Source organism: Wolbachia endosymbiont of Oedothorax gibbosus (assembly GCF_936270145.1).
GTDB lineage: Bacteria > Pseudomonadota > Alphaproteobacteria > Rickettsiales > Anaplasmataceae > Wolbachia.
Genome location: NZ_OW370537.1, coordinates 432,600 through 445,498 on the forward strand (window position 1 = coordinate 432,600; position 12,899 = coordinate 445,498).

Here is a 12,899-nt window from a genome sequence, read left to right on the forward strand (position 1 = left end):
CTGCTTTAGACGTAGTTCTGGTACATCTTTTACAACCTCTTCTGTAAAGCACCTTATAAGCCCAGGAGATGGATGTCACGAATTTGGAGCTGTAGGAGACATCAAATTAGTGTATAAAATACAACGACATCGTTTAAAGAAACTAGTAATCATTAATATCTTTACTATCTCATAAAAAAATAAATAAAAAAGATTGAAAAATTGATTTGACTTCATTTGAAAGCTATGGCTTTATGCCAATGCTGATAAAAAAACAGCAGTAAATATTAAAAAAAAGTTTGTTGTTAGTGAAAGGTAAATTATATGAATAAAAGTAAAGAAGAAATAGAATTCAGAATATTAGAAAGCAAAGGCAAAGCACTACTTGATCGTGAAATAATGGAAACGTTTCTAAGTGCAGTACATGAAAGGCCACAAGCTCAAGAAATTGCTAAAAATCTGGTGAATAGCTATACAGGAGTAGGAAAGATTTTAGGTCGAGAAATGGATGACCTGAAAGTTATAGAAGGAGTGACTGATTCTGCAGTAGCAATGATTATGTGCGTTAAGGAAACTCTAGAAAGGGTACTTAGAGAAAAGCTCAAAAGTGAGCCAATAATGGACTTACAAGGGCTAGTAGAGTACTTAAACGTAAGTATAGGTCACTCGGAAAGGGAATGTGTAAAAATATTGTATTTGAATAAAAGGCGCCAATTAATCGGAGAAGAATCCTATATTGGTGAAATGGAAAAAGCACCAGTATACATAAAGGAGATTACAAGAAAGGCATTAATAAAAAATGCAACATCAATAATAATGTCACATAACCACCCTGGAGGAAGTTTAGAACCATCAGAAGAAGATCAAGCAGTAACAAAGAGCTTAGCAGCAGCGTGTAGTACTGTAAGTGTGAGATTATTTGATCACATTATCATCACAAGTGGAGGCTATTTTAGTTTTAGAGAAAACGGATTGTTATAGCAGAAAGTATTTGCAAATCTACTCACTATAATTTATAATGAGTAATAGAGTGTATAAACTAAGGTTTGTATACTTAAAAAGTATTTTTAACATGGGGGTTATATGATTAGTAAAGAACGGAATAAAAAGACTAATGTTAATCACAAGAAAATATTTGGTGATCTTGAAGGCGTTGATATAAAGCAGCCTACTTTTGTAAGCAAAATTAATAAGGCTAAAAAGCTTGGAGAAGTGCCCTTTCCTAATAGAGACGTTCAAACCAACTACGGAAAAGGGCTCGACTACATATATGGTACAAAACCTTTAAATGATCAAGCAGAAGATTTAAATCCATTTGCTTCAGCTTTGCAAAAAATAAAGCCAAGTGCAGAAACTTTGAGCTGGTTAAAAAGTGCTGTAGTAGAGGCAAAGAATGTAAATGAATTGCACAAAGTTATAGACAAAGTACTAGCTTCTGGAGGAAGGCTAAATGCATGTAATGATGGAGAATGGAGCTTTGCAGAATATGTAGTATTAGGTACACATTTTCATAAATTTGATAAGGCTGATCGTAAAAAGCTAATACGTAAATTAATGCTAAGTGGTGCAGAGTTTCATGATACTTTATTGCAGAATAAACTGATAGGTGAAATCTACAACGAATTGCAACCAGAAGTTCAGCCTCATATAGACAAGAAGCTTGAGGATTTGAGAAAAATTGGTGAAAGCGCTATTCAAGAAGGGGAATTGATAGATGTGGAAGCAGATAATACAACATCGTATATAGAATTTTCTGAGAACAGTAAAGTAGAAGTAGCCAAAATACTGGAAGCAAAAAGAGGTTTAATTTTAAGAATGGGCAATAATGCAGTAGAGGTTAAAAGCGAGAAAGGAGATATAAGAAACTATACTGATATGTCAGATGGAAGCTCTATTGTATTAGAATTTCCTACGAGCATTGGTAAGCTAAATGTTATATTGTACCACGATGTAAAAAAATATGATCAAGTACAAGTCAGAGTAGAAAACAAGGAAATGTGGGCTGAGTTACAAAAAAGAGGTGAAGAAATTGGAAAAAATTGCCTTTTTGGGGGAGTAAAACTTAAAGAAGCAGTAGAGAGAGGTAGTTTCACTAGATGTGGCATATGGAGTGAAAAGCAGAAGGAAGTAAGTGAAAAATTGTTTTCATGGGCAGACAAAGTACGTGAAAATAGTAAAGAAACTTGTAGGGCACTTTAATTCATCTACAACCAATTTAAAGGTTCCAGGGTCTAGCTATTATATCTAGAGCCTTTGAGCTATAATAGAAAATATTATATGCAAGGTTCTTTTTGTGGAAAGAAGTTTAGACTATGAAGTAGGGCAAAAAGTAAAAAATTGGAGGTTAGAGCGAGGGTACACTCAGAAAGATTTAGCAGAGAAACTTGGTGTAAAGTACTGGGTAATACTTCAATATGAAAAAGGGAACCGTAGAATTTCAATCGAAAGATTGTACGCTATAGCAGGTGCATTGTCAGTAAGTATTACCGATCTCATTACTGCATCAAAGGAGAAAATCGGCTTTAAAAATGAGGAAGGAGAAATATTAAATCTAGTAAGAGAATATAAAAAGATTAATGATCAGGAGTTGCGTAGGATGTTTTGTTTATTAACCCAATTTGTCCAAGTTAGTGAGAAAAGTAGTAAAAAATCGGAAAAAATAAAAATTGCAAAGGGTTTGGTTAAAGCAGGAGTTTCTGTTGATATTGTTGCAAAAACAATTGGTCTGTCTGCTGATGAATGTGTTGAAGAAAAAACAGGTTCTATCTACTACCAAATAGGCAAAAAGATAAAAGAATGGAGGCTAGTGAGAGAGTATACTCAAAAGGATTTGGCTGAGAAAATGGATACAACACGTGATGAAATAAGCAACTATGAACAAGGACGCGTAGCTACTCCACTGGGAAAATTATATGAGATAGCGGAGGTGTTATCAATTAATATCATGGACCTGCTTGAACTAACAGAAGATGCAGATGATAAAATAAAAAATGAACTACCTGATTTGATTAAAGAATACAAAGAAATTGAGAGCCAAGAACTACGGTATGCACTAATAAAGTCTTTGTTTGAAGAGATACGGATTTGTGAGGAGAAAGTAAGAGAGGTAGAAAGGATTAAAGTTGGAAGGGATTTAGTAAAAGGGGGAATTCCTATTGATATTATTTTGCAAATAATCTGCTGACCAAATTGCATAAAAGTTTATTTTTTTAATTGAGGTATATGTTTGTTTCTGTAAGTGATGTTAGTCCTATACGCTACAAAATAGGGCAAAAAATAGAAAATAGTAGGTTAATGCGAGGTCATACTCAAATAGGATTAGCAAGTCAAATAGGTTTAACATACCAAGAAGTAAACAGCTATGAAAATGGGTATATTCCTATTCCAGTTGGAGTACTATATGTAATAGCAAGAGTATTGTCAGTTAATGCTGTAGATCTATTACCTAAACCAATAACAGTAAGAGAGTATGAAGATGAAGACGAGGAAATACTCTATCTAACGAAAATATACGAGAATCAAAAGTTAGGCAAAATAGTACCTTCATTAGTCAGGTTTGTTCATATTAGCGAATCAAGAGGAAGCAAGATTAGAGGTAGCAAAAAATCTAGTGAAAGAAGGGGTTTCAGTTGACATAATTTCCCAGGCAACAGGCTTATCTATTTACGAGTATGATAATACAGAGAAAGAAGTCTGCACTGATTCTATATATTACAGAATAGGGCAAAGAATAAGAGAATGGAGGTTGATAAGAAGATATACTCAAAAAGATTTGGCGGATAAAATTGATTTAACGCTCAAGGAAATATACGAATATGAAAAAGGATACGCTGCTATATCATTTGACAAATTATATCAAATAGCAGGAGCATTATCAGTGAATATTAAAGTTCTACTGCCTAAAACAAGAGAAAGCAAAAAGCTATTGAGTTTAATGGATGAGTACAGAGAACAAGAATCATTAGTCAAATCTCTATCTGAAGATATGAAAAGTGGCAAGGAAAAAGTTAAAAAAACAGAAAGGATCAAGGTTGCAAAAAATCTAGCAAAGGCAGGTGTTGCTATTGATATTATTGTGCGAGCAAGTGGTCTAACTGTTGATGAGTTGAGTGAGTGATGAAGTAATACCAACCCTCATAAATAACTAGACAAATAATTCACAGAGCAAATGGTTTTGATCGAACTTTCCGTAATATCTCGAATAAATTCAGATACAGCATTTTCAAGTAATTTAATAGAGTCATACATCTTGTTCTTTATTATATTTTCCTTTAAATGTTGCCAAAATCTTTCCACAGGATTGAGCTCAGGCGAGTACGGCGGCAAATAAATTATGGTGATATTTTCAGGAGTTTTTAAACCTTTAGACCTATGCCAACTTGCGCAATCCATGATAAGAAAAGCTTCTCTAGTCCCCAAATCTTTCGACATCTGCTCCAAAAATATGTTCATGCAATCTGTGTTTACATGTGGAGCAAGTAGGCTAATATCCTCTCCATTCCTGGGATTTACAGCGCTGTAAAGATAGAAGTTTTCTCTTCCGATTTTTACTTTAACTTGTGTTCTTGAGCCCTTTTTAAACCATCCATGTCCAACTTTTGAGTGCGTTCCAAATCTCGATTCATCGAAAAAAAACCTCCTTTTTCCGGTTCTTTTCCACAATTTCATTGAGATTTTTTTTGAACTCCTCTTGTTTGTTTTTGTCTTGTTTATAATGTGCTGGACGAGGTGTGATATATGTAAATCCTAGCTTCTTCATAAGCCTTCTCGCCGTTGACTCACTTACTTTGATAGCTAACATTCCTTCAACTATACCTTGCAATTTTTTAGCAGTCAGATTTGCCCCATCTTCTTCTATTACCTCTCTTATTTTTTCCTTCTTCTCCTCGTTCAGTTTTGGTTTAGGTCCTCGCCCTGGCTGTATTGCAAACCCAATAACACCTTTTTCTTTAAATCTTGCAATCCATTTCATTAATGTCGTTCTCGTAATTCTATATATTTTAGCAACTTTTGAGATACCATACTCCTTTGCTGATATTATTGCTTGTAACCTTCTTCCTATCTCTCCTCTTATTCCATATTTTTTTAATTCTAACTTGCATTGATTATATAGTTCTTCTCCTATTGCTTTACTTTTTCCTGCCATAAACTACATATTTATTCTTTCTAGCCTCAATTATTTGTAGTTTTTACTATTTGTCTATCTATTAGTGGAGATTGGTATAACAACTTGAATTCTGGATTAAAAACAGAGGTACTCAGAAATAATGTATTAAGATATAAGTAAAGGTAGTTGTTTATTTAATAAATCTATTTACCATCTCTGAAAATTTGCTTAGATTTCGGTTGTTCAACAGATACCTCTTCTAGCTTTTCTGGCTCAGCTTCTGATCTTACTGCTAATTTGCGTTGTTTGATAAATTTCTTTAACGTTTTTACTGCGATAAAGTTTATACTGAAAACACATGCAGAAGTTACCGCTAATGCTGGAAAAGGGGCCAAATTAAACATCGGCAAAATTGCCACAATCGTACCAGATGTCAGTAAAAGCGCTAACTTTTTGCTTCCAATGATCTTATTTTTTTTAACCTTTATTGGGTTTAATTTTTTTATTTTCCCTTTTAGCTTTTTGAAGCCTTTTTTGAGCGTATTGCCTCTTTTCAGCTCTTTTTCTACGGGTTTTGCTTTCTTTGTTTTTAAGCTTTTTATTTTTTCTTTTATTCCTTTTTTATCTTTTTTTACTTTAGAGGTTTTCTCCATCATCTTTAGAGGTTGCTCATGTAGCGGTTTTGGCTTATCGTTTGAAATTTTAGCTTCTTGGCCCTTAGTATGCTTTTTGGGCGAAACTATGTTTTTTAAACCTTTCTTTGCTTTGTGGTATAATTTCTTCAGTTTGCTTGGCATTTTTATGTAAATTAAGATACGATATCGCAAAATTTATCGATTACTTTTTGATTACCTTCTATCATTGCATTTGCCTCTTGCTGAAGACATTTGATATTTTTAGGTGTTACATTATCCATCTCAGCCGACGCTATTGTCAGTTGTGATTGTATTCTTATATATCTGTCGTCCATTACGTTACCTAGTTGGTAATTCACCACATCAAGGCTCGATGCAAACATCACATTTAGTAAAGGCTTTATCCAGGCTATCTTTCCTAATTTTCTGTACTTCATTCGATTAGATAGCCGACCTGTGCCAATTGACACCAGAACGATTTCTTCATTAGGGAAAAGTTTTTTGCTATTTGCATATGCACATGCCGCTGGGTTGTTGGCAAATACGCCGCCATCCACTAACACTCTTTTTTCTTGCTTAACTTCTAAATACTTAGGTGCAAAGTATGTTGGTGCTGCAGTTGTAGCTCTGAGTGCATCTTTCAACTTGATAAAATTTCTGTCTTCTCTCCAGCTTTTGAAGAAAAATGGAAAATTATTGTGGATATCATAACTTGTTATCAATACCTTGCTTAAAGTGTTTTTGAGAATATCGTCACCAAAATACTTCTCCAATATCGACTCGATGTTTTCATATGGGTATTGTGCACAGTTAAACCACGATAGTTATGCTCCGTACTCTTGGTAAAGCTCAACTAAATCATTAGCTGAATATTGAGGTTTGCCTTGATCATCTTTCTTGCACAACCCAGCTACAACAATTCCGCCTGTTGAAGTACCAGCCATTAGATCAAAGATTTGAGAAATAGGCTTCCTTGCTCTCTTTTCTATTTCTGCTAATATTATGGCTGGTATTATTCCTCTTATGCCTCCGCCGTCTACTGAAAGGATGTATTTGGTCATATTTATTGATTTTATTAACTTGTTCTCTTTTATCAGGTTGTGTTACTTGCCCAAAAACTACAGTCTTGTATCTTGAAAAAAGCATCTAATGCTTTAAGCTTAAGCACTAGGTGGAGAAGGGAAGAACTCTGTTACTGGCCTTAGATATAAAATCTGTCGGAAAGACAAGAGTTCCCTTCTCAAAAGGATAGGCTGGACGGTATCGTAGAAAGACCTAAAAGGTTCTAATTCTGTATTCACAAGGTTAGCCTTACTTTTCATTTTAAATAGTAACGTATGGGGTTATATATGATCAACAACTTTTTGGGCATAGATATATCAAAAGATCGCTTTGATGTTTTTCTCTCATTTGTAAGCAAAAAAGGAAAGCGTGAAGCTAGAAAAAGGAGCTTTAAAAACGATGATGATGGGTTTCAAGGTCTGCAGAGCTTTCTACAAAAACATAATGTAGAAGAAGTAAAAGCCTGCATGGAATCCACTGGCTGTTATAGTGAAGCTTTAGCTGAATTTCTGCACAACACTGGACATTTTGTTAGTGTTGTAAACCCTTATTGCATAAAATCTTATGCAAGGAGTAAGCTTGTACGACAAAAGAATGATCAGACCGATGCAGAAATTATCGCAGATTATTGCCAAAGACAGGAACCTACCCGTTGGACGCCACCTTCTCCTGAGTTAAAAAAATTAAAACATCTTTATCGTTGCTCGGTTGCATTAAAAGATGAATTGACATTAGTAAATAACCACTTAGAAAAAAAAGAGAGACTGCCTAAAGAAGTTGCAAATGCTTGGGAAGACCTTGCAATGAATATAGCTCAAAAAATAGAAACAATAAAAAACTCTGTACGTGAATTATTAAAACAGCACAAAGAATTGTTGGAAAATTTTCAACTTCTATTGACCATTTCAGGTATAGGAGAAGAATCAGCAACAGCGATTTTAGCTGAAGTTCCTGACATAGAAGCTTTTAGAAATGCCAGGCAATTGGCAGCATATGCAGGAGTTATACCACGAAATATAACATCTGGTTCATCTGTATATGCTAAACCCAGATTAAGTAAATCTGGTTCACAAATATTACGTAAGGCACTTTTCTTTCCTGCCATAGTAGCTAAGAATCACAATCCTATCATTATGAGTTTTTGTCAAAGATTAAAGGAAAAGGGTAAGCATAATATGGCTATCGTTGGTGCTGCAATGCGTAAGCTACTCCATATCATTTTCGGTATTCTAAAATCTAAAAGTGCTTTTAATCCTGACCATATCAAGAATTACAGGGCGAGGCGGTTGAAGGAGGGTTTAGTACTTTAAAATCAAAAAATGCGTCTATTCTATCTTATGCAAAATGGCATTTTACACAAATTTATTTAATGTAATTGGTTATGTATATGTTAATTTCTGCTGTCTTGTACATATAAAAATAATTTACTTATCAACATATACATTAACTATACTGCTACGCAGGACATGAATAGGAAGTATTTTTTAATTTCACAATACAGCTTAAGATTCAATTTTTATAATTTTCTTGTTGACTAGCGAGACGGTATCTTTCTATTAGTGAGATTGAAGAATGAAGTGGAAACCTGTGAACGGTTACCTTAGATTTACCTACAACTTGGTAACTCGTCATTCTGCTGCTTGTTAGCGGAATCTACAACGAGATACCGCACGTAGGGAGATCTCTACTGCTATTCCACGTCAAGAACAACCATAAGTTCATTAGGGTTCACATAACCTAAAGCATTTTTTGCTTGCTCATCAAGCAGATCTAAATCTAAGCTTTTTTCATATAAGCCGAATGCTTTGTTGTCCAACTTTTTCTTTTCAGAAGAGACATCCTTTAGCAGAAGTTTATTGTACTCGATTTCTTTTTTTAAGTCTATTAGCGTCAATAAGCCACGTTTACCTGTAATTGTGCTAATGCTGAAATATAATGTAAGAGAAGAAATGAGTAAGGCTGCGCTTAAACACAGTAACTTTTGCTTCTTTTTAGATATAAGCACTGTACTTTCACATACAAGAAATATATAACATGAAAAGGTGAGCAGAAAGCTAAGAACCTTGACGCGCTTTACACCTTGGCTTTACCTTATTTATAATGTAAATCTTACCACCCCTTTTCACAACTTTACAATTTTTATCTCTGTTGCGATGAGATTTTAGCGAACTTTTGACTTTCATATCTATAGTAAGAATTAAATTACCTTACATTATGATCACTTACAGAGAGTTAGTCAATTGATAAATTTTTCACATTTTATTAAAATATTGTATAATTGTTGCTGATACTTCTTCGATTGACTTTTGCGTGACATCAATAATTGGCCAGTTATTCTGCTTAAATAGTTCCTCTGCTTCTTTAATTTCCTTTTCTACTTTTTCAGGATCAGCATATATACTATTATCTTCGTTGTTAATTGAAGTAAGTCTATTTTTGCGTATTTCTATTAGCCTACTTACGTCTATTGTTACCCCTATTGTCAGTTTATTTTCTAATTTTGCTAAGTCGACATAAGAGGGTACCTCACTAACAAAAGGAATATTTGCAACCTTATAGCCTCGGTAAGCTAAATACATACTGGTGGGAGATTTTGATGTGCGTGAAACTCCAACCAAAATTATATCTGCTTTATCAATATCTTGAATATTTTGTCCATCATCATGATTAATAGTGTAGTTTATTGCCTCAATGCGCTGAAAATATTCGTTATTTATCTCAGTATGCAAGTCAAGCTTTTCGTCTTTTTCAATTTCAAGATAGGATGAAATTTCTCTAATAATATGTGATAATATTGCTCTATAGGGAATTTTCAACTTTATACAGTTATCTTTTAGATATTTTCTTAGCTCATCATCAGTAATAGTGCATATAACAAAATTATGCTCATCACTTTTCCTATTAATTTCCTCCAGAATTTTGTCAATCTGCTCCTCTTTTTTCACAAAAGACCAAACATATTCGATCGTTTCTATAGAACGAAAGTGTTTCAGAGCTGATTTTGCAACTGATATGACAGTTTCACCACTTGAATCTGATACTAAGTGTAGATTAAGTTTTTTAAGGGTCATCAACGTTATACTAAAAATAATAGCAAGCTACTCAAATTATGCTAATTTGTTGACCTACGTAAATATAGAAAAACTATCCTGTTGATAAAACTCAAACTAATTGGTAAATTCTTAACACAATTATTCTCAAAACGGATGTTTTTATTCAAGCCTACAAATTTCACTTCTCTTTCTAAAAAAGCACTACCTTGGATTGGGATTATTTGTTCCGCATGTTTTTTAATTGGAATGTCTTTGGCGTTATTCTTTTCCCCAGAAGATTATAAACAAGGAGAAATTGTACGAATCATGTACATTCATGTGCCTTCTGCATGGCTTGCTCTTGGAATATATGGACTCATTGCATCACTTAGTTTCATTTCATTGGTATGGAACAATAGCATTGCCAGTGTCTTGGCACATGCTGCTGCTCCTGCAGGGACAGTCTTTTCTGCAATATGCTTAATCACAGGTAGCATCTGGGGAAAAGGCACCTGGGGCACTTGGTGGGTATGGGATGCAAGGCTTACTTCAATGCTAATTTTGTTTTTCCTATATGTTGGCTACCTTTCATTGTGGAGCGCTTTTGATAATGAAGCAAGAGCAGAAAAATCAGCAGCAGTATTTGCCATTTTTAGTGCTATAAATATTCCTATAGTAAAATTTTCCGTGAATTTATGGTCTACTCTCCACCAGCCTGCAAGCATTTTGAGAAAAGGTGGAGTGGCAATAGAAAGTTCTTTGCTGTTGCCACTGGTTGCAATGTTTATGTTTTGTGCCACATTTTTTTTAGTAGTGTGGATACTGTATTCGCTTTACTTAATTAATTTATATAAGATAAAGAGAGAAATTAGTGTGCGGTATTAGATGATCTTGCAATTCTATAGAAAGAAGCATACAACTAAAATAGTTGCAAAAATCCTTAGCAGTTGATTTTCACAAAATGAATCTATGGTTAAAATAAGGTTACTTGCAGAATCAGATATCCAGCAAATAGTTACTAATTTTAAAAAGAATAATTGGCCAAAACCACCATCCACATTTGAAACTTATCTGAAAGAACAAGAGCTTGGTGAGCGTATTGCATGGATCGCTTTTTATCAAAATGAATTTGCTGGATACATAACATTAAAATGGTGTTCTCAATATAGACCTTTTCAGGATAAAAACATTCCAGAAATTATGGATTTTAACGTATTGCCAAACATGAGATGCAGAGGAATTGGATCAAAATTACTTAAAATTGCAGAAAAAGCAGCAGCTAGAAAAAGTAATACTGTAGACTTTCTGTTGTGTGCTCGTAGAGACAAGTCTGCGGCACTTGCGTTCTTTCGTAAAGCCTTTAGAGAGAATAACCTTCCTGAGAAAGTAGTAATTGATAAAAGCGGCAGTAATACTGCTGCTCTTGATGATTTGAATACAGAAATTTCTGAAGATTATGGTTTTTCAAATAAAATATCTAAATAATATTGTCGAACAAGATCATAGATTTATCAAAAAACGTTTATCTTTTTGTATAGAAATACTATATTCTTCACCTTCTAAGCTAAACTTGACTTCACTTTGATTTTGATCGATTGCACAAGAAATCACTGACCTCAATGATTTGTTATTTGCTCATTTTAATCCGTTTAACTTATACAAAAGTAAATAGCTATTGTATACGTCCCTAGAAGATTTAAGTAATTTTTGATTAATAGCCTGCTGAGTTAATACCATACCCTTCCTCACTTTACTTTATATACAATTAATAATAACCAGATTGAATTTATTAGTCAAATATTAATAGTGTATTATTTCGTGGCTTTTCACATAGATAAGGGGATTTAGAGATTTGAAACTAAGGTTAAATATTAATTCTTAACTTTTGAATTTCATCAAGTGAAAGGCCGGTAATTTCAGCGATAACATCTATAGAGACACCTGCCTTAAGTGAATTTTTAGCCACAGCTATTTTAGCCTGTTTCTCGCCCTCCTCCCTACCTTCCGCTCTGCCTTTTTCATGTCCGATTTGGATGCCTTTTTCAGTAGCATCATCAAGTTTTTGAGCGAGGACAGCCTGTTCATCAAGAATACGTTTTATTTCTTGTTCATAAGCAATAAATTCTTTTTCTGACCAGTTAAATCTATTTAGCTCTTCATAGGCCTTTTTAATTATTAGATCACTACCTATTATTTTTTCCAGCTCTTCTTCGCTAGTCTCATCTGCATATTTAAAGAAGTAAACCCATTTCTCGACTATACTTGAAAGCTGATCCTCTTTGGTTTTTGGAAATTTTGGCAATTCAATAAATATGAAGTAAAAATCTTTTAGATCGTGCTCATTAGTGTCTTCATCTCGAATAGTGTGCTTTGATTTATACTCAGACTTATCAGGAAATAAAACACAATCTGCTATAGCAATAAAGATAATTTCCTTAAGGTCTTGGTATTGATCACCTTTATCAGCTTGTCTTGAGTAAGCTTTAGCTGCATAGTATTGGGCACGTTTTTCGAAGCCTTTGGTTTTAGCGACCTGCATCTCGCAAACGTACTGAATACCTGAAGAATCTCTACAGAGGACATCAACAATACTTTGCTTTTTAGAGGCAATATCAGGGTCTTGAATAGTACTTAAAAACTCTATATCCTGTATTGCATTTTTGCCAGCAAAACCCAGAATATCATTGAGGAAGTGAATTAGGATATCTTTATTCTTCTCAGTGCCAAAGATACGCCGAAATGCGACATCATTCTTGGGGTCGAGAAACTTAGAAAGAGCCATAACGAACTAACCAAAAAAGCATTAATAATTATACACAATTCTGAAGAAATATTCAACTCTTTTGTGTTTAAATCTTATTTTTTTAAACTTTGGGTATGTTAGAGAAAAAAACGACTGTTACAGATGGCCTAAGAATAGCATCTTCTGCTTTAGACGTCCACTTAATTTCCACCATTCGCTTAAATGTTCCCTTTTTTACCCCTGCCTAAATTTCTCCCCTTCCAACTTTTCTATTTCTTTATATCTCATACCTTTAAATATGTGATTTTATACTTCTTTTCCCTTGTTTGTCAATTTTGAAA

General features: G+C 33.9%; 11 protein-coding genes and 3 pseudogenes. 7 read left to right on the forward strand and 7 right to left on the reverse strand.

The window, feature by feature from the left end; translation table 11 throughout:
* The first annotated feature begins 303 nt into the window (after window positions 1-303).
* The 4 genes and pseudogenes from NBW37_RS02200 to wmk (NBW37_RS07730) all read left to right on the forward strand — a co-directional run bounded on the left by NBW37_RS02200 (window position 304) and on the right by wmk (NBW37_RS07730) (window position 4,096).
* Complete coding sequence (locus tag NBW37_RS02200; protein WP_250296737.1) at window positions 304-960, forward strand: JAB domain-containing protein; 657 nt, start codon at window positions 304-306, stop codon at window positions 958-960.
* Window positions 961-1,062: 102 nt separating this feature from the next.
* Entirely contained in the window at window positions 1,063-2,178 is a 1,116-nt protein-coding gene (locus NBW37_RS02205; RefSeq protein ID WP_250296738.1) for a hypothetical protein, read from the forward strand.
* A gap of 94 nt (window positions 2,179-2,272) precedes the next feature.
* Window positions 2,273-3,163 (forward strand): WO male-killing family protein Wmk, encoded by an 891-nt coding sequence (gene wmk, locus NBW37_RS02210; protein WP_370273130.1) that lies wholly within the window; start codon window positions 2,273-2,275, stop codon window positions 3,161-3,163.
* A gap of 38 nt (window positions 3,164-3,201) precedes the next feature.
* Window positions 3,202-4,096 (forward strand): annotated as a pseudogene (gene wmk, locus NBW37_RS07730) (WO male-killing family protein Wmk).
* Between the two features lie 17 nt (window positions 4,097-4,113).
* Here wmk (NBW37_RS07730) and NBW37_RS02225 read toward each other — a convergent pair.
* From NBW37_RS02225 to NBW37_RS02235, 3 genes and pseudogenes are all read right to left on the reverse strand, one after another.
* Window positions 4,114-5,125, reverse strand: a protein-coding gene (locus NBW37_RS02225) for an IS630 family transposase (protein WP_250295836.1) whose coding sequence is annotated in 2 segments (ribosomal slippage) — window positions 4,114-4,611 and window positions 4,613-5,125 — 1,011 coding nt in all. Because the reading frame shifts where the segments join, the coding sequence is not laid out codon by codon here.
* Between the two features lie 164 nt (window positions 5,126-5,289).
* A complete protein-coding gene (locus NBW37_RS02230) occupies window positions 5,290-5,913 on the reverse strand; it encodes a hypothetical protein (RefSeq protein ID WP_250296741.1) in 624 nt (207 codons plus the stop codon).
* Window positions 5,895-6,782, reverse strand: a pseudogene (locus NBW37_RS02235) (patatin-like phospholipase family protein). The gene NBW37_RS02230 and the pseudogene NBW37_RS02235 overlap by 19 nt, the downstream one beginning before the upstream one ends.
* A gap of 288 nt (window positions 6,783-7,070) precedes the next feature.
* Between NBW37_RS02235 and NBW37_RS02245 the strand changes: the two are divergent.
* Window positions 7,071-8,093 carry an IS110 family RNA-guided transposase gene (locus tag NBW37_RS02245; protein WP_250296742.1) on the forward strand — a complete coding sequence of 341 codons (1,023 nt, stop codon included), beginning with the start codon at window positions 7,071-7,073 and terminating at the stop codon, window positions 8,091-8,093.
* Window positions 8,094-8,473: 380 nt separating this feature from the next.
* Here NBW37_RS02245 and NBW37_RS02250 read toward each other — a convergent pair whose 3' ends face one another.
* The 3 genes from NBW37_RS02250 to NBW37_RS02260 form a co-directional block, all read right to left on the reverse strand.
* Window positions 8,474-8,788 carry an FtsB family cell division protein gene (locus tag NBW37_RS02250; protein ID WP_250296743.1) on the reverse strand — a complete coding sequence of 105 codons (315 nt, stop codon included), beginning with the start codon at window positions 8,786-8,788 and terminating at the stop codon, window positions 8,474-8,476.
* A 49-nt stretch (window positions 8,789-8,837) separates the two neighbouring features.
* Window positions 8,838-8,966, reverse strand: a complete 129-nt coding sequence (ykgO, locus tag NBW37_RS02255) for a type B 50S ribosomal protein L36 (protein ID WP_250296744.1) — start codon at window positions 8,964-8,966, stop codon at window positions 8,838-8,840.
* Window positions 8,967-9,035: 69 nt separating this feature from the next.
* Window positions 9,036-9,854: a pyruvate, water dikinase regulatory protein gene (locus NBW37_RS02260; RefSeq protein ID WP_250296978.1), complete on the reverse strand. Its 819-nt coding sequence runs from the start codon at window positions 9,852-9,854 to the stop codon at window positions 9,036-9,038.
* 135 nt (window positions 9,855-9,989) lie between these two features.
* Between NBW37_RS02260 and ccmC the strand changes: the two genes are divergently transcribed.
* Together ccmC and NBW37_RS02270 are read left to right on the forward strand one after the other, a co-directional pair.
* Window positions 9,990-10,700: a heme ABC transporter permease CcmC gene (gene ccmC, locus NBW37_RS02265; protein WP_250296745.1), complete on the forward strand. Its 711-nt coding sequence runs from the start codon at window positions 9,990-9,992 to the stop codon at window positions 10,698-10,700.
* Between the two features lie 84 nt (window positions 10,701-10,784).
* Window positions 10,785-11,340: pseudogene (locus NBW37_RS02270) on the forward strand (GNAT family N-acetyltransferase); the annotation flags it as partial.
* Between the two features lie 339 nt (window positions 11,341-11,679).
* Here NBW37_RS02270 and NBW37_RS02275 read toward each other — a convergent pair.
* Window positions 11,680-12,597, reverse strand: coding sequence for an Rpn family recombination-promoting nuclease/putative transposase (locus tag NBW37_RS02275; RefSeq protein WP_250296746.1), 918 nt, complete (start codon window positions 12,595-12,597; stop codon window positions 11,680-11,682).
* Between the last annotated feature and the right edge of the window lie 302 nt (window positions 12,598-12,899).